This is a genomic window from Treponema sp. Marseille-Q4130 (assembly GCF_014334325.1).
In the GTDB taxonomy this organism is placed as follows: Bacteria; Spirochaetota; Spirochaetia; order Treponematales; family Treponemataceae; genus Treponema_D.
Genome location: NZ_JACSET010000008.1, coordinates 72889 through 91626, shown reverse-complemented (window position 1 = coordinate 91626; position 18738 = coordinate 72889). Strand labels below are relative to the sequence as shown.

At 48.0% G+C, this 18738-nt stretch carries 17 protein-coding genes; 7 read left to right on the top strand and 10 right to left on the bottom strand.

Going from position 1 to position 18738, the window contains the following annotated elements; all coding sequences use genetic code 11:
• Window positions 1–14: 14 nt before the first annotated feature.
• From H9I36_RS09570 to H9I36_RS09550, 5 genes are all read right to left on the bottom strand, one after another.
• Window positions 15–2054, bottom strand: a complete 2040-nt coding sequence (locus H9I36_RS09570) for a TonB-dependent receptor plug domain-containing protein (protein ID WP_222864685.1) — start codon at window positions 2052–2054, stop codon at window positions 15–17.
• Window positions 2055–2261: 207 nt separating this feature from the next.
• Window positions 2262–2945: an energy transducer TonB gene (locus H9I36_RS09565; protein WP_187385132.1), complete on the bottom strand. Its 684-nt coding sequence runs from the start codon at window positions 2943–2945 to the stop codon at window positions 2262–2264.
• Window positions 2929–3333, bottom strand: a complete 405-nt coding sequence (locus H9I36_RS09560; protein WP_187385131.1) for an ExbD/TolR family protein — start codon at window positions 3331–3333, stop codon at window positions 2929–2931. The genes H9I36_RS09565 and H9I36_RS09560 overlap by 17 nt, the downstream gene beginning before the upstream one ends.
• Window positions 3333–3872 carry a MotA/TolQ/ExbB proton channel family protein gene (locus H9I36_RS09555; protein ID WP_187385130.1) on the bottom strand — a complete coding sequence of 180 codons (540 nt, stop codon included), beginning with the start codon at window positions 3870–3872 and terminating at the stop codon, window positions 3333–3335. The genes H9I36_RS09560 and H9I36_RS09555 overlap by 1 nt, the downstream gene beginning before the upstream one ends.
• Window positions 3873–3927: 55 nt before the next feature.
• Window positions 3928–4200: a transcriptional repressor gene (locus H9I36_RS09550; RefSeq protein ID WP_187385129.1), complete on the bottom strand. Its 273-nt coding sequence runs from the start codon at window positions 4198–4200 to the stop codon at window positions 3928–3930.
• Window positions 4201–4356: 156 nt separating this feature from the next.
• Here H9I36_RS09550 and H9I36_RS09545 point away from each other — a divergent pair, with 156 nt between their 5' ends.
• Genes H9I36_RS09545 through H9I36_RS09530 form a run of 4 tightly spaced genes read left to right on the top strand, consistent with a single transcriptional unit; the run spans window position 4357 to window position 8606 of the window.
• Window positions 4357–4692, top strand: coding sequence for a nitrous oxide-stimulated promoter family protein (locus H9I36_RS09545; protein ID WP_187385128.1), 336 nt, complete (start codon window positions 4357–4359; stop codon window positions 4690–4692).
• Window positions 4685–6421, top strand: a complete 1737-nt coding sequence (locus tag H9I36_RS09540; protein ID WP_187385127.1) for an ABC transporter ATP-binding protein/permease — start codon at window positions 4685–4687, stop codon at window positions 6419–6421. The genes H9I36_RS09545 and H9I36_RS09540 overlap by 8 nt, the downstream gene beginning before the upstream one ends.
• On the top strand, window positions 6418–8169 hold the full coding sequence (locus H9I36_RS09535; RefSeq protein ID WP_187385126.1) for an amino acid ABC transporter ATP-binding/permease protein: 1752 nt from the start codon (window positions 6418–6420) through the stop codon (window positions 8167–8169). Before H9I36_RS09540 ends, H9I36_RS09535 begins: the two co-directional genes overlap by 4 nt.
• Window positions 8166–8606 (top strand): YbaN family protein, encoded by a 441-nt coding sequence (locus H9I36_RS09530; RefSeq protein ID WP_187385125.1) that lies wholly within the window; start codon window positions 8166–8168, stop codon window positions 8604–8606. Before H9I36_RS09535 ends, H9I36_RS09530 begins: the two co-directional genes overlap by 4 nt.
• 514 nt (window positions 8607–9120) lie before the next feature.
• On the opposite strand, the gene H9I36_RS09525 is transcribed toward H9I36_RS09530, so the two are convergent.
• From H9I36_RS09525 to H9I36_RS09515, 3 genes are read right to left on the bottom strand one after another with little or no spacing between them, the layout of a single operon-like run.
• A complete protein-coding gene (locus H9I36_RS09525; protein ID WP_187385124.1) occupies window positions 9121–10005 on the bottom strand; it encodes a DNA-methyltransferase in 885 nt (294 codons plus the stop codon).
• 4 nt (window positions 10006–10009) lie between these two features.
• Window positions 10010–10546 (bottom strand): PD-(D/E)XK nuclease superfamily protein, encoded by a 537-nt coding sequence (locus tag H9I36_RS09520; RefSeq protein ID WP_187385123.1) that lies wholly within the window; start codon window positions 10544–10546, stop codon window positions 10010–10012.
• 19 nt (window positions 10547–10565) lie between these two features.
• Window positions 10566–11444, bottom strand: coding sequence for a DNA adenine methylase (locus H9I36_RS09515; RefSeq protein WP_187385122.1), 879 nt, complete (start codon window positions 11442–11444; stop codon window positions 10566–10568).
• A gap of 577 nt (window positions 11445–12021) precedes the next feature.
• Between H9I36_RS09515 and ettA the strand changes: the two genes are divergently transcribed.
• Window positions 12022–13782, top strand: coding sequence for an energy-dependent translational throttle protein EttA (gene ettA / locus H9I36_RS09510; RefSeq protein ID WP_187385121.1), 1761 nt, complete (start codon window positions 12022–12024; stop codon window positions 13780–13782).
• Window positions 13783–13960: 178 nt separating this feature from the next.
• On the opposite strand, the gene H9I36_RS09505 is transcribed toward ettA, so the two are convergent.
• Window positions 13961–15187 carry a chloride channel protein gene (locus H9I36_RS09505; protein ID WP_187385120.1) on the bottom strand — a complete coding sequence of 409 codons (1227 nt, stop codon included), beginning with the start codon at window positions 15185–15187 and terminating at the stop codon, window positions 13961–13963.
• Window positions 15188–15263: 76 nt separating this feature from the next.
• Window positions 15264–16457 (bottom strand): C40 family peptidase, encoded by a 1194-nt coding sequence (locus H9I36_RS09500; protein WP_187385119.1) that lies wholly within the window; start codon window positions 16455–16457, stop codon window positions 15264–15266.
• A gap of 101 nt (window positions 16458–16558) precedes the next feature.
• Between H9I36_RS09500 and H9I36_RS09495 the strand changes: the two genes are divergently transcribed.
• Both H9I36_RS09495 and H9I36_RS09490 read left to right on the top strand, forming a co-directional pair.
• On the top strand, window positions 16559–17611 hold the full coding sequence (locus tag H9I36_RS09495; RefSeq protein ID WP_187385118.1) for a LacI family DNA-binding transcriptional regulator: 1053 nt from the start codon (window positions 16559–16561) through the stop codon (window positions 17609–17611).
• 49 nt (window positions 17612–17660) lie between these two features.
• Window positions 17661–18695: an ABC transporter substrate-binding protein gene (locus tag H9I36_RS09490; RefSeq protein WP_187385117.1), complete on the top strand. Its 1035-nt coding sequence runs from the start codon at window positions 17661–17663 to the stop codon at window positions 18693–18695.
• The last annotated feature ends 43 nt before the right edge of the window (window positions 18696–18738 follow it).

The following is an 18738-nucleotide window of genomic DNA, read 5'->3' as shown; positions in this document are numbered from 1 at the left end:
ACCTATAAACCAATTTAATTGAATTTATATCTCCCGCCGACACGCAGTCCGATCCCTTCGGCGAGTCCGTAATAATACTCCTGCGTTTCGTTATTGCTTCCTTTTATAAAGTGGACGTTGTTCAGCATATTATCCAAACCCGCGTACACTTCAAGTTTTTCATCCAAAAACTTTTTCGAAACGTCGAAGCCGACCATAAAGTAATCGGGCGTATAGTAGCCGCTTTTTGCGGTCAAAAGCTGCGGCGAATTCCACTGCAGGTTCAAAGCGGCCGTCGTTTCTATGACGGGGATACGGTATGCGACGTACGCGGTCACTCTATGCGCGACGCGGAGCGCGAGGTCTTCCCAGCCGCTGCTTTCTTTGTCGAAAAATTTCGCTCCGGTGTATGCGTAGCCGGTTTTTACGGTAAACCTGTCCATTTCGGAACTTACGGAAATATCGCCGCCGTAGGTTACTGCCGTATCCACGTTTCGGTATTCGCGTATTTGCGGGGAAGAAACGCCGTCTATAACGACGCTGTCTATGAGGTTCTGTATATAGTTGAAATAGCCGCCTGCGGAAACTTTAAAAAGATTTTTTACGTTTTGCTCGACTCCGATATTGAAGCTGTGCGACGTTTCAGGCAGAAGATTCCGATTTCCGTAGAGGATAAAGTTTCCGGCTCCTGGCGCATAGCTGTGTTTGAAAATCCAATATTTTTCTTTCAGCGTAGGGATTTTATAGCCCATGCCGTAACTGAAGCGGAGCGCCGTTTTTTCACTCGGATTGTATTTTATGCCGAACTTCGGCGTCGCCATAAAGAGGGCGCCGCTCCCCTGAACGCTCGGCGAAACATCGAAGCGGACGCCGGGCACGAGCGTGAGTTTTTTATCGAAAAGCGCAATGCTGTCCTGCGCAAAGAGCGCAGTTTCCAAGGCGTATTTGCGATTGTCGAGCAAGGTACCCGACATGGATTCCAAGTCGATATTTGCGCCCAGCGTGATATCGTTGATCGTATTCGGTTTCCAGTGAAGGCGCACATCGTGTTCGGCATCAAAAGAATTCGAATGCGTTCCGGTTGAAGAAGAGTGGATGCCGGCCTTTACGTTGTAAACGGTATCCATAAAATACAGTTTCCCCGTAAGGAAGCCGTCGGCATACAGTTTGTCGTTCCAAATATATTTTCCCGTAAAACCGAATTCGCCGCGGTGCGCGGTGTAAATCATATCTGTGCCTTTGTCGAATCCCGTCTTCGTATAATTGCTTATCTGGTGCGAACCGCTGTACACTCCGTATGCTCCGATTGAACCCCACACATCGTTCCATGTAAGCGTATCCCGCACAAAGCCGAGTATTTTCCGCGTACCTTTATAATAGCTGATTTTTCCGGCAAGAGCGTCTTCCGTCTTTTTTTCTCTACCGGGATTATAATCAAAACTGCCGATCAACGTATTCGAAATATGCTTTCCCGAAACGGAAAAATTTCCGGCGATATAATTTTTCCAGCCGAGTACGAGCGGCATAAAGCCGATTTCATGGGTAACGCTGCCCGACATTTTCAGATCGTTTTTTTTCGAACTGTCCGCCGTCTCTTTTTCATCCGCCGTCTGCTCGCGTTTAGTTATGATATTGATGACGCCGCCCATCGCATCGCTTCCGTACAAAACGGAATCCGCACCCTTGATGACTTCGATGCGTTCGATGTTTTCGACGGGGATCTGAAATATCGGCGTAGATCCGGATATGTCCGTCGAAACGCTCACGCCGTCTATCATGATTTTGACGTAGCCGTTGCCGAGTCCCTGCATAGTGACGGATTCGTTCGCATTGCCCGCCGTCGCCGCGCTCACCGTAACATCGGGCAGCGTTTTCAAAGCGTCGCCGACGGTTTTCGATCCGGACTTCCGTATATCATCGGTTGTGATCACTTTTTTTTGTTCGACGGCATCGTCCATAGTCTGTTCGATCTTTTCCGCATCGACGACGATGACATCGTCTTCCGCTTCCTGCGAACATAAAAGCGATGCCGAAAAAATCGCAATCGCAATATGGAAAAAAATATATCGCTTCAAAGGTTTACCCCGATTTTAGTTAGTTTATGCTAACTTACTATGTAAAGGATTTTTACGTTTCATGCAATACAATTCCGCTTTATTGAGAAAAAATATCAACAAAACCGAAACGCGACCGATTGAAACCGCCGCCGACACAACCACGCTTTCGGCGAAAACGTCGTTCGCCGACTCGCGCCGTTCGCCGACTCGCGCCGTTCGCTGCGCTCAGTGCAGCGAAAAATCCATGACAAACGAAAGCGTCATTGCGCTTGCTCCGCTCGTCATTTTTCTGAACGGGGCGGATTTGTTTATCGCGGCGAGACACGCGTTGTTCAAAACGTCGTATTCCGACGGTTCGAGGATGACAGCTTCGGCAAGCGTTCCGTCGGGATTGATGACGATCCGTGCGCGCACTTTCCCCTCCAAGCCGCTTGAACGGGCGGCGTAGGGGTATGTTTTTTTCGATGCGATACGCCCGAGCACATAGGATTTATACGTTGCTGCCGCTTTCGCTCCCTGCGTATGAGAAAACGAATCGACTGTGCCGCCCGTATCCGCCGCATCGCTTGCCGTAGTTTCGTTCGCATCCGCCGACGAGCTTTCATCGGTCGCTTCGGTCGCTTCCGCAGCGGGCTCTTCGGTTTGCTCGAGTTCTTCGGCAGGTGTTTCTATCTTCGAAGAAGGGATCGTTTCGACCGGCGTTGCCGGAACTGCGGGAACGCTTTTATTGTGCACGGCTGCCGGCGCTTTTTTTGCCGCACGCTGCACGATACGCACGTTCGACACCGTCGTATCCGACACGATCGACGCTTGAGACGACGAAGCGCTCCGTATACCCCAAAAGGGCAGGCAAAACAGCACTGCAACGATTGCGAGCGTACACAGAGCGGAGCTAATCCAGCGGCTCATGCACGATACCTATGCGGCTGATCCCCGCGGCCTGCACCTTTGTCAATATCTGCACGATCCGTTCGAACTCGACCGTCCGTTCGCATTCGAGCGAAAGCGCAAGCTCCGGTTCCCGCGCATACAGAGATGAAAGCGTATCCTCGAGCGCTTCAAGCGTTATACTGTCGCCGTCCAATTCCATTCTGTCGGCGGTAACGGCGAGCACCTTCGTCGTATTGCGCTCCTGCGTCGCGTCTTCGCTTCTCGGCAAGTCGAGCGGCAAAGAGCTCCTTTTGAATTGGGTCGACACCATAAAAAAAATGAGCAAAATAAAGATGACGTCGATGAGCGACGTTATGTTTACGACAAGCTCTTCGTCATAGCGGGAAAAAGCATCGGGGCCGAACATTATTTGCCTCCCGATGCTTTCCGCTCGGTTTCTTCGCCGTACAGCTGCATAAACATCATGCGTTTTTCGATGATACGCTTGAACGTGCGGTAGCACAGGAGCGCCGGTATTGAAATGATCATGCCGAACGCCGTCGTGAGCATCGCTTCCCAAATGCCGCCGGACAAATCCTGAATATTCACCGCTGCGCCCACTTCCGCCATCTTGGAAAACGAGCCGATAAGACCGGTAACCGTGCCGAGCAGCCCTATCGAAGGCGAGACCGCGCTGATAAAATTGAGCAGCCACAGCCCGCGGTTCATTTCGTAATACAAAAGCGTACTTTCTTTGACAAGTTCCGTACGGCGCTGCCCCTCCGGCAATGCGGCAACGGCGGACGTCTTTTCCTGCAGGCGCTTCACTACGTCGTTTTTCGAACCTTTGCGCGTTTGGAAAAAATATATGCCGCGTTCGAGACATTGGCAAAAACAAAAACACAAAATTACGGCAAGCACCCAGTTGATAGGCCCGCCCAAATTAATAAATTCGATCAATCTCATAACGACACCCGATTTTCCTTATCGTTGCATGTATTCACATTCACTTAAGAAGACTCTACGTCGGAAACGAAGCAGCCGGAGCGTTTCGGTTCGGCACGATTTTAATATAGTGACGCCCGATATAGCCGAGTTCCTGAAGCAAACGAATGAGCCGATATACGGTTGCCCGCCCGATCGAACTGTCTTTTTTCTGTGCGATGTAAAAAATTTCTTTCGGTGATAAATCGGGATTCTGCAATATAATCGAAACGAGCCGTTTGCGCTGACTTGTAACACGCATTCCGTGTTCTCTGAAAGATGCAAGTATTTCTTTAAATAGATATTTCATAGCAGTTTCAAAAACATATCGAGAATCTCCAAAAAATCGTGTAGATTTTCAGGAGTTGTCTATAACTAACTATTGTTATCCTATGCTATTATTTAAATCGGGATATGTCAAGAGATTGATTGACGCGGAAAAGTTTATCCGCTAGTATCGTTAGCAATGGGTAACTCCACCGAAACAAAAACGGCGCACGAAAAGAAAATCATCGGAGAAATGATACGGCTGTATTGCAGGAAAAAGCACGGCAGAAAGAATACCCTGTGTTCCGAGTGCGGCGCGCTGTATGAGTACGCGGTCGGAAAGATCGACAAGTGTCCGTTTATGAGGGAAAAGACATTTTGCTCCGCATGCAAAGCGCACTGTTATTCGCAGGAAAAGAGAAATAAAATCAAAACGGTTATGCGGTTTTCGGGACCGCGGATATTTTTATATCACCCGATCCTTGTCATAAAGCACATAATCGTCGGCATGCAAACAGGAAAAACGCATGATTAAAATTCGATTGATACGATTGCTGTCGCACGCAAAAAAATTCGTTTTTTTGCAAGTGCTCTGCCAATGGATTTCGCTGCTCTGCCAAATAGCAATCGTCTTTTTTATAAGCGATATCGTGCAGAAACTATTCGTTCATGAGCCGATCGCCCCTCTCGCCCCGCTGTACGCAGGGGCAGCGCTGTGCTACTTTGCCGTCCGATTCGTATCCGACCGCTTCTACGTCGCCGCATCTTACAAAGCGAGCGCCGACGTTAAAATAACGCTTCGAAAGCATATGTACGAAAAACTTTTGCGCTTGGGTGCCTCATATCGGAGTTCCGCGCCGACTGCGGAAATCGTACAGCTCGCTTCCGACGGCGTCGAACAGCTTGAAATCTATTTCGGAAAATACCTTTCGCAGTTCGGCTACAGTTTGCTTGCGCCCTTAACGCTCTTTGCGGTTTTATCTTTTGTCAGCGTAAAGGCAAGCGCCGTCCTGCTTTTGTGCGTACCGCTCATTCCGCTTTCGATCGTACTCATTATGAAGATCGCAAAATTCCTTTTGCGAAAATACTGGGCGCTCTATGCAAAGCTCGGCGACGGCTTTTTGGAAAATTTGCAGGGACTGACCACTTTAAAAATCTACCGCGCCGATGAACAAAAAGCGGCCGAAATGGACAGGGAAGCCGAAAACTTCAGACGGATTACGATGAAAGTGCTTTCCATGCAGTTGAACAGTACGAGCGTTATGGACATTATGGCGTACGGCGGAGCGGCAATCGGCATGATCATTGCGCTCGCCGAATTCGCACGCGGAGAAGTTACGCTCGGCGGCTGCCTCATGATCGTACTGCTCGCCGCGGAATTTTTTATTCCGCTCCGCCTCCTCGGTTCTTTTTTTCACGTCGCGATGAACGGCATGGCAGCCTCGGACAAAATTTTTACCCTGCTCGATCTGCCGGAAGAAGACGAACGTGCCGCAGTCCTTTCCGGTTCTTCCGTCGCCGTAGAATTTTCCGGCGTTTCGTTTTCGTATTCGCCCGAGCGGACTGTATTGAAAAACATGTCGCTCTCGTGCAAACCGAAGTCGCTCACGGCAATCGTCGGAAAATCGGGCTCGGGAAAAAGTACGATAGCATCTCTTATCATGACGCGCAACAAAGGTTATTCGGGCAGCATCCGTTTTAATAAAACCGAACTCTCTTCGATACGCGAAGATGCCGTCATGAGCGCGGCGACGCTCGTCACGCACGAAAGCTATATTTTCAAAGGAACGGTCGAATACAATCTGCGCATGGGAAATGCAAGTGCATCGGAAAAAGATATGCAGCGCGCTCTGCAAAAAGTCAATTTGTGGGATTTTTTGCAAACGCAAAACGGGCTTAAAACGGAACTTTCGGAAAAGGGCGGCAATCTGTCGGGTGGTCAGCGGCAACGTCTCGCACTCGCCCGCGCATTGCTCCACGACAGTGCCGTCTATATATTCGACGAAGCGACATCGAACGTCGATGCCGAAAGCGAAGCGATGATCATGGACGTCGTCAACGCTTTGGCAAAAAAGAAAACCGTCATCGTGATTTCGCACAAGCTGTCGAACGTTTCCGACGCCGCGCGCATATACATGCTCGACGGCGGACATGTTATTGAATCGGGTACGCATGACGAATTGATAAAACTGAAAGGGAACTATGCGGCAATGTACAACGCACAGCATAAACTCGAAACCTATGCGGCGGAGGCAAAACGATGAAGTGCAACACAGCGCAGCGAAAAGCCGAAAGAAAAAACGTATTTTCGATTATGGCACGCCTCATCATCCTCGTACGGACGCTCATCCCCGTCATGCTGCTCGCGATTTTTTTCGGCAGCATCGGACACTTGTGCGCAATCGCCGTAACGGTATCGGCGGCTTCGGGAATCGCAGGCATCGCAGCTCAAAGCGCACCCTTGCTGCCGCTTCGGATCTTGCCGTACTTTTTGATCGCGTTCGCCGTGTGCCGCGGCGTCTTCCATTACGCGGAACAGTACTGCAATCACTTTATCGCTTTTAAACTGCTCGCGCTCATTAGACACCGTATCTTTGCAAAGCTCCGCGAACTCTGCCCTGCAAAGCTCGAAGGCAGAGACAAAGGCAATCTCATTTCGATAATAACATCGGACATCGAACTGCTCGAAGTCTTTTACGCGCACACGATTTCTCCGGTCGCGATCGCGCTCATCGTGTCGGCGTGCATGACCGTCTTTATATGGCACGGAAGCGCCGCGGCCGGTATCATCGCTTTATGTGCGTATATAACGGTCGGCGCCGTCATCCCGCTCGCAAACGCAAAGCTCGGAGGTGCGGAGGGTCTCAAGTTTCGAAACGCGTTCGGAAATTTGAGCGCCTTCGTGCTCGATTCGCTTCGCGGCCTCGACGAAACGATACAATACGGCTGCGGCAAAAAGCGCCTGTCGGAATTGGAAAAGCGCTCGCAGGAATTGACGCATATGCAAAAAAAACTTTCGACGCTCGAATCGTATCAGCGCGCCCTTACCAATATCGTCATCCTCGCATTTGACGCCGCGGTTTTTTGTCTCGTACTCCGCTCTTTTTTTGCCGGCAGCGTTTCACTCGGAAATGCCGTCGTAACGACCGTCGCCGTAATGAGTTCGTTCGGGCCGGTCGTCGCGCTGTCGAATCTCTCGAACAATTTGATGCAGACGCTTGCAAGCGGAGAAAGAGTCCTCTCTCTGCTCGATGAAAAGCCGATCGTCGAAGAAGTAACAAGCGAAACTGCCGATGCCGACGCAGCCGCAAAAACGTTTTCTGCAAAGGGTATCTCCGTTTCAAACGCCGAAAAAGCTTTTGCCGTAAACGGCATCGATATTGCAAACGCCGATTTTTCCTACGGCGCGGAAAACATCCTGACGAATTTTTCGCTCGCGATTCCCGGCCGGAAGATTTTCGGCATCCATGGGCCGTCCGGCTGCGGCAAATCGACGCTTTTAAAATTGCTCATGCGCTTTTGGGACGTGCAGTCGGGAAGCATTTCGCTTTCGAAAAAAGACATACGAACGATCGATACGGCATCCCTCCGAGCTGCGGAATCCTACGTGACGCAGGAAACGTCCCTCTTTCGCGACACGATTGCGAACAATATCGCGATCGGCAAAATCGACGCGACACGCGAAGAAATAATCGATGCGGCAAAAAAAGCGTCGCTCGACGAATTCGTCTCTTCGCTCCCCGACGGATACGATACGGAAGTCGGCGAACTGGGCAGCACGCTGTCCGGAGGAGAGCGGCAGCGCATAGGACTTGCCCGCGCCTTTTTGCACGATGCGCCGATCGTACTTTTGGACGAACCGACGAGCAATCTCGATTCGCTGAACGAAGGCATCATTTTGAAATCGCTCAACGAAAAATCAAAACGAAAAACCGTCGTCATCGTATCGCATCGAATGTCGACGCTGAATATCGCACATACCGTTTTTGAAATGGAAAAGGAATCAAAATGAAAAATCCGATTCGCATCTTGTGGATAATACTCGGTTTTATCTCGCTGGGATTAGGTACCGTCGGCATCATACTGCCCCTGCTTCCGACCGTGCCGTTTTATTTGGCAACCGTGTTCTGTTTCGCCAAGAGTTCGAAAAAGCTGCACGATTGGTTTACCGGTACGACGCTGTACAAAGAAAATCTGGAAAGTTTTGTCGAACGAAAAGCGATGACGATAAAAACGAAGATCTCGATTCTTGCGACGTCGAGCGCGGTGATGCTTGCAGGCTTTATCATGATGAAGCGGGTGCCCGTCGGCAGAATTTGTCTCGCCGTCGTGTGGATATGCCACATCGTCTACTTTTTGTTCGGCGTAAAAACGCTGCATAACGAAGAGCCGCATCAATGCCGCGACATCGATACGGCACAAGATTCGGAAAGCGGTAAAGCCGTTTAAACATAAACGAAACGCAGCGAACAAAGACCGACAGCGTTTTTGAAACATTCGGCGGAAAGCAAAAGCGCCTTCGCTCCCCGTGCGTGAGGGATTGGAGGGGCGAAAGTTCCGGAGCGAGCGATGAGCGAGCGGAGGAATGGAGCGCGCGAGCGCGGAACCCCGCAAAGCCCGACCCGAGCGGAGTGAGGGGCACGCCCTAAAAATTAATAAACACCCGAACAGACGATACGGAAAATGCGGGCGGCAAAATACATTAATAATTTATCAATCGATATTATTAAATTTTAATAATCGGGAAATGCGAATCGAAAACTTGCAGTATTCGATTTTTTCAGATATGATGTGCGTATGGCAAAGACGGTTGACAATAAAAAAATCATCTACACGATGGACGATGTGAGCCGCGCGTACGGCACAAAAGTCGTTTTGAAAAATATCGGCGAATTCGGTCGGTTTTAATATGAAATTTTATGAGAAGAAAGAAGATTTAACAACACAATGCGCTATATCGGTATTATTGATATATGGGTAAATCCGGTCCAAAATACGGTTCCCGATTTTGTATTTCAAGCAATTTTTTTATTGACTTATTCGAATATTTACTGATTCGTGTTCTGTACTCTTCTCGGATTTTTACATCTTCAATTTCTTCTCTTCTATTTTTTGAAATTTCCAGAAAATCTTTCTCTCTATCTATACCAAGAAACCGACGATTTAATAAACTCGCTGCAATCCCTGTTGTACTTGAACCGGTAAACGGATCGAGAATCCATGCCCACTCTTTCGTCGAAGAGAGAATTATTCGTGCAAGCAGCGGAAGCGATTTTTGCGTCGGGTGCTTACCGCAAGATTTTTCCCATTTTGCAATTGCAGGTAAAATCCATAAATCCCTCATCTGTGTCCCGCCGTTGATCTCCTTCATAAGTTCATAATTATAATAATGAGTGATTTTTTTATTTTTTCGCGCCCATAAAATAAATTCCGTAGAATGCGTGAAAAACTTACAGGAAAGATTCGGCGGAGGATTCGTTTTTGCCCACGTTATACAATTTAATATCCGGAAACCCAATTCGGTAAGCATTTGTGCAACGGAAAAAATATTATGATAAGTACCCGAAACCCAAATCGTACCGTCCTCTTTTAATTTATCGCGGCACAGCGAAATCCAATCAAAATTAAACTTATTATCTTTCACAAAGCCTTGCGATTTATCCCAATCACCTTTGTTTACACTGACTTGTTTTCCACTCTGTACGGAAATACCACCGTTCGATAAAAAATAAGGAGGATCGGCAAAAATCATATCAAATTGAAAATCGAATTGCGTTAATAATTCAATGCAATCACCTTGCAAGAGGGTAAAATCGCGGTTTCGGGATCTATAATACGATTGCACCATATCACTAATCGGTTATTAATTCCGGCGGAACTGGTAATCCGATTTTTGTCAAAGGAATGTATTCGAAGTAATATTGACAGCCGACGCTAATTATATAATCCAAAACGTCTTTATATTTGGGAGCCCTAAACCAATTATCGAGCAAGTACATATATTCCACTTCAATATTTGCCGGCGCCATAAGTCGTTGATATTGTTTTTTCTTAAAATCACATGTCTGTAATTTTTCATCTACCGATCCGGCAACTTGTTGATGTTTGCACTCGATGATGAAAAGAGTATTATTTATAATTACATAGATACTGTCATCGGGTAATAATTTTTTTGAAATTATCGCTTTCCAGTCAATTCCGATTTCGTTTAAGAATTCATAAAACGTATGTTTTTTAAAAATACGCGCTACTTTTTCACCTCTGTAAAAAACATTACCATTGTTGATTTTATATCCCGGCTGCTTTGAAAGAAACGTTGAAAGATCGACCTTTCCTTCAAAAACCAAACCTGTCCTCGTGTTTCCTCCGCCTTTTCCGCCCTTTATCATATTACTCCTGTAAAAATTTTTAAAAATTACAAATTAATAATTCATTTATCGAATCGCGAGCCGACGCTTTGCTGTTTATCATACGATTTGCCTCAATGCGGACGATATTGTATTTTTTATACAAGTCATCAAAAAAATTATCGTTCTTATTCGTATTCTTCGGATCGGAATTGCTTAAAACTATCTTAGCGCCTTTTTTTGTAATTTCATCAACAAAGGTACCGAGTTTTATCTGCTCCCGATCGGTAAAAACAAATTCCGAATATGCCGTAAACGAAGACGTGGGGGAAATTGGGCGGTAAGGAGGATCCAAATAGACGAAAGTTTTCGAATCGATAAAATCTACCGTTGAGGAAAAATCACCGCAAATAATTTTTACTTTTTTCAATAATTTTTCACAACGACGAAGATTTTCTACATCGCAGATCGGAGGGCGTTTATATGCTCCCATCGGAACGTTAAATAAACCTTTCGAATTTACGCGGTATAAGCCGTTAAAACAGGTTTTATTGAGAAAAATAAATAAAGCCGCTTTTTCCGAATTTCCGCCGTTCGATTTTAAATCGTTAAATTTTTTCCTTTTATTTAAATATATTTTTTTTCTTTCATCGTTTCCATTGTTCCAATAATCTTTTTGCAATTCTAGGAGATTTTTTATTAAATCATCGCAATTCGTTTTAATTTGTTTATAAACATTTATAAGTTCTTTGTTTATATCGTTTACAAGAACTTCATCGGGATGAAAATTTGCGAGAATATCAAACAAAACCGCACCACCGCCGAGAAACGGCTCACAATATTTTTCAATCTTTGCCGGATATTTTGTTCGAATTTCAGTTAATAACTGGCTTTTCCCTCCCGCCCATTTTATGAACGGTTTTACAGTCATATAATCCATACGTTTATTGTACCATAAAATATTTTACGTTTCCATACAGCGCGTCTTCCGTTAAGCCGGAATTTTTAAGCGTTGCATATTCGTCGGATTTTTTTTCCCGCACAGCCGCATACGAACAATACAAACAGCGCAAGGAAAAGCGTCGATTTTTTCATACTGCACCTCAAAGCCGCATACCGCGCGGAAACGCATGCATCACGCGCTCTTCCACACGGCACTTTGCAGCCCGCCTATATATCGTGTGCAAATGCATTTTTTACGCGGATTTAAAAGCGTTTTTTTATAGAAACATAGAGCGTAAGAGAGGGGCGCGTGAGGGATTGGAGGGGCGAAAGTTCCGGAGCGAGCGATGAGCGAGCGGAGGAATGAAGCGCGCGAGCGCGGAACCCCGCAAAGCCCGACCCGAGCGGAGTGAGGGGCACGCCCTAAAAATTAATAAACACCCGAACAGACGATACGGAAAATGCGGGCGGCAAAATATATTAATAATTTACCAATCGATATTATTAAATTTTAATAACCGGGAAATCCAAATCGAAAACTTGCAGTATTCGATTTTTTCAGATATGATGTGCGTATGGCAAAGACGGTTGACAATAAAAAAATCATCTACACGATGGACGATGTGAGCCGCGCGTACGGCACAAAAGTCGTTTTGAAAAATATCGGCATTTCGTATTATTACGGTGCAAAGATCGGCGTCATCGGGCCGAACGGATCGGGCAAATCGAGCCTGTTTAAAATACTTGCGGGACGCGATACGGAGTTTACGGGCGAAACGCATCTCGCGCCGGGCTATTCGATCGGCTATCTCGAACAGGAGCCGGAACTCGAATCGGGGAAAACGGTCAAAGAGATCGTCGGCGAAGGTGTCAAAGAGATTACCGACCTCCTTGCGGAATTCGATAAAGTAAACGAAGCGTTCGGAGATCCCGACGCGGATTTCGACAAACTCGGCGCGCGGCAGGCGGAGCTGCAGGAAAAACTCGACGCGCTCGACGCGTGGAATCTCGATGCGAATTTGGAGCTCGCGATGGAAGCGCTGCGTTGTCCGCCGGGAGATCAAATCGTCGATGTGCTTTCCGGCGGTGAGCGCAGGCGCGTTGCGCTGTGCCGGCTGCTTTTGCAAAAGCCCGATATCCTTTTGCTCGACGAACCGACGAACCACTTGGACGCGGAAACGGTCGCGTGGCTTGAAAAGCATTTGAACGATTACGAGGGTACGGTTATCGCGATCACGCACGACCGTTATTTTCTCGACGATGTGGCCGGTTGGATTTTGGAACTCGACCGCGGCGAAGGTTATCCGTTTAAAGGCAATTATTCGAGCTGGCTTGAACAAAAAGAAGCGCGCCTTGCGCTGGAAGAAAAGGGCGAAAGCGAACGGCGAAAAGCGATGCAGCGCGAACTCGAGTGGATCCACATGGGTGCGAAAGGCAGGCAGGCGAAACACAAAGAACACATTACGCGCTACAACGAACTGCTTTCGCAAAGCGGCAAAACCGCGCTCAAAGACACGCAGATTTCGATTCCCGCAGGTCCCAGGCTCGGAGGGGCGGTCATCGATGCGGAAAATTTAACAAAATCGTACGGCGACAAACTCCTGTTCGAAAATCTTTCGTTTCATATTCCGGCGGGCGCGATCGTGGGCATCGTAGGACCGAACGGCGCGGGAAAGACGACGCTGTTCAAATTGATCGCCGATGCGGCCGGTCAAACTGCCGAACGGCTCGACGGCAAAGAGGGCGGAGAAAAACCGGATTCCGGTGAAATCAAAATCGGCTCGACGGTAAAATTGGTTTACGTCGATCAGCTCCGCTCGAAGCTCGATCCCGACAAAACGGTGTACGAACTGCTTTCCGGCGGACAGGATATCATCAAGCTCGGCGCGGTCGATGAAAAAGGCAGAGCGCTTGAAGGCGGAGTGCGCGAAGTGAACGCGCATGCCTATTGTTCGTGGTTCAATTTTTCCGGCGCGGAACAGAATAAAAAGATCGGCGTACTTTCCGGCGGCGAAAAAAATCGGCTGAATCTCGGCATGATGCTCAAAGAAGCGGGTAACGTTTTAATGCTCGACGAACCGACGAACGACTTGGATGTGCAGACGGTGCGCGCGCTCGAAGAAGCCCTCGAAGACTTTGCCGGATGTGCGCTCGTCGTCAGCCACGACCGCTGGTTTTTGGACAGAATCTGCACACACATACTCGCCTTTGAAAACAACAGCCAAGTACGCTTTTTCGAAGGCAACTGGTCGGAGTACGCGGCATGGCGGAAAGCCCAGTTCGGAGACGACGTCGAAGTGCCGCGCAGGGTTGTGTACAGAAAGCTCACGCGATAGCGCGGGTTGTTGTGCGGAAGCTGCGGAAGAAACGAGCAGTGCACAATCCGCAGAAAGTACGCCGTCGGCAAAGCGGACGGTTTCCGCGGCGGCTGCAGTGCTCGGTCGGAGCAAGCGATGGCGGCAAACGGTACGCGCGAAAGCTGCCCGACAACGAAAGGCGGCTCGCAGTCCGCGTCTACCAGCGGGTTGCCGCGCGCTGCAAGCGGTAGATACTGTGATTTCCGTTGCAGTAAAACGCTACGGCGCACACGAGCGCGAAGAGCGGCATATATTGAAAACCGAAAACCGCGCCCGTGATCGCGATCGGCGCAAGGAGCGTATTCGTCGCACTGCCGAACACCGCGCCGTGGCCGAGCGCCGCACCCAAAAGCGGGGGCAAGCCGAAAAGAGGGGCAGCGATATAGCCGAAAGCCGAACCGATGATAAAAAGCGGCGTAAGCTCTCCGCCTTGAAAACCGGCAGAAAGGCAGACAACGGTAAACAGCAATTTTAAAATCCAGTCGTACGCAAACACGTTTCCGCCTGCAAAAATCGCATCGGTTATTGAAAAACTCAAACCCGCGTATCTTCCGCGATGGGCGACAAAAAGCAGCAAGCTCAAAACCGCGCCGACGATAAAAACCCGCTTGTATTTATTCGGCAGCCAAGATTGAAAATGACTGTGGCAATATTTTAAAAGATGCGCAAAAAGCTGCCCCGCGGCGCAAAAGAGCAGGGCGAGCGCCGTGAGCTTTGCGATAAAGGGCAGCGTAAACGCCGCTGCGCCGCCCATATCGGGAAGCGGTGAATATTCGTGCGTAACGCCGAAGAGCCCCGAAACGGACGACGCACTCCCCGCAGCGATAATCGTCGGCACGAGCGCATAATAAAAGAGACGCCCCGTGATCATCACTTCGAGCGCAAAGCACACCGCAGCGAAGGGCGTACGGAACAAACCCGCAAAACCGCCGGCCATCCCCGCAATGATAAAAGTCTGCGCGAGGCGTTTGTTTTTTACGAGCTTTCCGACGGTATATCCGATCACTGCTCCGATTTGGCAGGCGACCCCTTCGCGCCCTACACTCGCCCCTCCGACGTGTCCGAGCCACGTTGCACCGACGGCAAGCGGCACCATGCGGAACGGAATCGTCCGTCCGTCGTCGAACTCAGCGGCGAACACGAGGTTCATACCCTCTTCAGCGCCGCCGCCCCACTTGTCGTATACGAACACGATACAAAGCCCGAGCAGCGGCAAAAGCGGAATTAAAAATATTTGATGTGCGTCGCGAAAATTATTAATTAATAATAAGCCTCGTCCGAATACCGCGCACACGGCACCGGAACACACGCCGACTGCGCAGGACAGCGCGCCTATTTTGAGCGCGGATAAAATTCGATACCACCATATAGAAAACGTGCGCATAACATACGATTATAATTATTTCACAATTCCGCGTCTATCGGTTTGAAAAAATTTGAAAAATTATTTTGAAAACGTGTCATGTACCGCGCTTGCCGCCGAAAGCGCGCATCGGAAGGCTCACACGTATGCCCGTCACAAGTGCAAAGCCCGTGCAAAACGCATCGCCAAAGGAAGGCATTGAGCCGTCGCGTTTTTTAAAAACGGTATACGAGATATCTTGTGTAAAACGAATCGATACGCTGCCCGCATCGAGCGGCGGCGTACAAAAAGATATACCGAAAACGCCGGGAAAAGAAGATACGCTCATGCGTTCGCCTGAAAACGTCGGAGCACCGAGTGCGACGGCAGGACCCGCATATATACGGACAGAATCGACCGGCGACAGCACGAGCATAAGCGGAACGAAAACCGCACCTCCTTCGTACCCCCGAATCATCGTTCCGACTCCCGGACAAAGCGGCCATTTCGGGATCGTTACGTCCGCTTCGGTACAAGCGCCGCGGAAATTCGCGTCAAAAGCATTATCCTTAAAAAACGACCAATCGATTGCCGCCGAAAAACTGCAGTAAAAATTATCGATAAATGCACCGGAATCGCCGCCGTTCTTTTTTTTCGCAGTATCGATTTTTGACGTACCTTTATGCGAAGGCTTTGACGGCGTACCCTTATCGGTTCCGTTTTTATCGGATGGCGCAGTGCCCTTTGCTTTGTTATCGCGATCTTTACCGGAAGAAGGCGCATCGGATTTTTGTTTATCGGAGTTGTCCGAAGCCGCGCCGGCCGCTCCTTTTGCCGAAGAAATAAAACGCCCCGCGCCGACGTAATGCGTCTTCCAATATCGCTCGTTCCACGACGAAACGATAACGCCCGTTTTCGGACCGTCGCTCGCCGCGTGGATCATTTTATCACCGCCGATGTACAGACCGACATGCGTTATGCGCCCCGACGAAGATGCCGAAAAAAACAGCAAATCGCCCGCTTCGATTTCATCGTCCGAAATATGCTCGACAAATCGATATATGGCATGGGAACTCCGCGGAAGCTGCACCTTTGCCGATTTTCGCGCGATAAAATAGATAAAGCCGGAACAATCGAACGATTCCGGACCGGTCGCGCCGTTAACATACGGAGAGCCGATATATTTTTTTGCTTCCGCGATAAGAGCTTCGCGTTTCGCCTGAGCCGTTTCCGTTTTCGATGCGGCGTATGCCGCCGAGCAGAGCACAAGCAAAACCATGCCGACGTACAGACTCCTTCGTAAAATTCCCATACTTCTATTATAGGCGAAAAGCGGGGATTTTTTCAGCGGTTTGAGAAAAGATTCGATAAAAAATATTTGACAAAGTGTAAAAACGGGGTGATAATAAATTAATGCAAACGTTCCCGAAAAAAAAATCAGGTACGACGATTATAGATATCGGCGAAAAACTGCATCTCTCAAAATCAACCGTATCACGAGCTCTTACCGACAGCGAGGGGGTAAGCACAAAAACAAAAATGCTTGTCAGGCGTACGGCAAAAGAGATGCATTATACCATCAATCGTATTGCAAAAAATCTCGTTTCCGATACAACGAAAACCATCGGTTTTATGATTCCCGATATATCGGACGGATTTTTTCCGAAAATGGCCATCGCTGCGGAAAAACGTCTTGAACAGTCCGGTTATTCGATAATTTATATCAACGTGCAGCGCGATATGGAGCGAATCTTCAACTTCTTACGGCATGCAGAAGAATATCGTTACGAGGGTATTTTTATTACACCCGATGATTGGAATAAAGAATTCTGCGAAAAGCTGCGCTCAATGACGATACCGATTATATCACTCAGGCGGAAAACACCGAAATCGCTTGCCGGTATCATACCCTATGTCGATTCGGATCATTTTGAAGGCATCGAGCAGGGGATAAACTATCTTATTTCGCTCGGACACACAAAAATCGGTTATATCGGATTTGAAACGCTTGTCGGACTTGAGCGCACCGCAGCATACGAAAAAAGTATAAAAAAACATAATCTGGAAAAGATCATTGTATCGAATGATTCGTATCAAGATCCGATGGTTCGTATTCAAGTAGGTTATGCGTCATCAAAAAAACTGCTTGATATAAATCCTTCCGTTACTGCATTCTTTGCCGGCGATGATCAGCTTGCAATAGGCGCAATGCAGTATCTTAGAGAAAACGGTATCCGCGTTCCTGAAGATATTTCTATTATGGGTTATGACGACAGAGACACAAGTCAATTATTTTGTATTCAATTGACGACGGTGCACCAACAGATTGAAGAAATCGGTGACAGAGCAGGCAACCTTATGCTCGAAATGATTGAGGGGAAAAATAAAAAACCGAAAAGCATTTGTGTACCGACAAGGTTGTATATACGAAAGACAACCGCTGCCCGAAAAATAATTTTTGCATAAAAATCGGGAACGTTCCCGAAAATAGTTTATCTATGTCAGGAGGAAAACAATGAAAAAACTAAGGATCGTATTTGCCGTAGCCGTATGCCTTGTAAGTACGGTGGCCGCCGAAGGTTTATCGGACAAAAACGGAAAGTCGAATTCGTTCAGCGCATATATGGCGTATCAAGAAGACGAAGTAAAATTTTTATTTGACGAATTTACAAAAGATACGGGCATTCAAGTACACTTTGTTCGCTTAAGTGCTGGCGAAGTATTTACGCGTATGCAAGCGGAAAAAGAGAATCCTCGAGTCAATCTGGTACAAATGTCGATCGATACTATTGCAGCGGCAGCAAAAGAAGGACTTATAGAATCGTTTACGCCGTCAAATATCCAAGAGCTCCCGAAAGAACTGCAGGATCCGAACGGCTCTTGGATTGCACACTCTATTTCAGTCCTCTGTTTCGCAAGCAATGAAAAATGGGTAAAGGAAAATAATATCGTTCTTCCGAAAAGCTGGGACGATTTGCTTAAACCTGAATTCAAAGGAAATGTCAGCGTTGCACATCCCGGTACATCGGGCGTAGCCTATGCATGGCTGAGCGGTCTTGTTTCGCTCATGGGTGAAAATCAAGCGCTTGCATATATGAAAAAGCTCGACAAAAGCATCGTACAGTATACAAAGGGCGGTGCCGCACCGGCACGAATGGCGGGACTCGGCGAAGCCGGTGTAGGTCTATGCTGGTCGAGCGATGCGATTAACACAATCAACAGCGGTTATTCTTTGTTGATAACATATCCAAAAGAAGGCTCGCCCTATGAAATTACCGGTCTCGGTCTTATCAAGAACGGCCCCAGTGCCGATGCCGAAAATGCAAAACGTTTTATCGAATGGGCAATCGGTAAAAAAGGGCAAGAGCTTTTCGGCAATACATTCAACCGTTTGCCGGTAAATAAAAACGCCGCACTTACAAATGGCGCCACACCGTTTGCAGAATTAAATACCATTAAAGTCGATCGAAAATTCGCAAGTGAAAACAGAAGCAGACTTATTCAACGATTTGTCAACGAAGTTCGTTCTTCCGACAACGTGTTGAAATAACAATTTTTACGGGCTATCCGAAATCGAATAGCCCGCCTTTTCT

Coding starts and splice junctions, on each gene's coding strand:
- H9I36_RS09565 (WP_187385132.1), bottom strand. CDS start 2,945: ATGAGCCGCTGGATTAGCTCCGCTCTGTGTACGCTCGCAATCGTTGCA.
- H9I36_RS09560 (WP_187385131.1), bottom strand. CDS start 3,333: ATGTTCGGCCCCGATGCTTTTTCCCGCTATGACGAAGAGCTTGTCGTA.
- H9I36_RS09555 (WP_187385130.1), bottom strand. CDS start 3,872: ATGAGATTGATCGAATTTATTAATTTGGGCGGGCCTATCAACTGGGTG.
- H9I36_RS09550 (WP_187385129.1), bottom strand. CDS start 4,200: ATGAAATATCTATTTAAAGAAATACTTGCATCTTTCAGAGAACACGGA.
- H9I36_RS09545 (WP_187385128.1), top strand. CDS start 4,357: ATGGGTAACTCCACCGAAACAAAAACGGCGCACGAAAAGAAAATCATC.
- H9I36_RS09540 (WP_187385127.1), top strand. CDS start 4,685: ATGATTAAAATTCGATTGATACGATTGCTGTCGCACGCAAAAAAATTC.
- H9I36_RS09535 (WP_187385126.1), top strand. CDS start 6,418: ATGAAGTGCAACACAGCGCAGCGAAAAGCCGAAAGAAAAAACGTATTT.
- H9I36_RS09530 (WP_187385125.1), top strand. CDS start 8,166: ATGAAAAATCCGATTCGCATCTTGTGGATAATACTCGGTTTTATCTCG.
- H9I36_RS09525 (WP_187385124.1), bottom strand. CDS start 10,005: ATGGTGCAATCGTATTATAGATCCCGAAACCGCGATTTTACCCTCTTG.
- H9I36_RS09520 (WP_187385123.1), bottom strand. CDS start 10,546: ATGATAAAGGGCGGAAAAGGCGGAGGAAACACGAGGACAGGTTTGGTT.
- H9I36_RS09515 (WP_187385122.1), bottom strand. CDS start 11,444: ATGGATTATATGACTGTAAAACCGTTCATAAAATGGGCGGGAGGGAAA.
- ettA (WP_187385121.1), top strand. CDS start 12,022: ATGGCAAAGACGGTTGACAATAAAAAAATCATCTACACGATGGACGAT.
- H9I36_RS09505 (WP_187385120.1), bottom strand. CDS start 15,187: ATGCGCACGTTTTCTATATGGTGGTATCGAATTTTATCCGCGCTCAAA.
- H9I36_RS09500 (WP_187385119.1), bottom strand. CDS start 16,457: ATGGGAATTTTACGAAGGAGTCTGTACGTCGGCATGGTTTTGCTTGTG.
- H9I36_RS09495 (WP_187385118.1), top strand. CDS start 16,559: ATGCAAACGTTCCCGAAAAAAAAATCAGGTACGACGATTATAGATATC.
- H9I36_RS09490 (WP_187385117.1), top strand. CDS start 17,661: ATGAAAAAACTAAGGATCGTATTTGCCGTAGCCGTATGCCTTGTAAGT.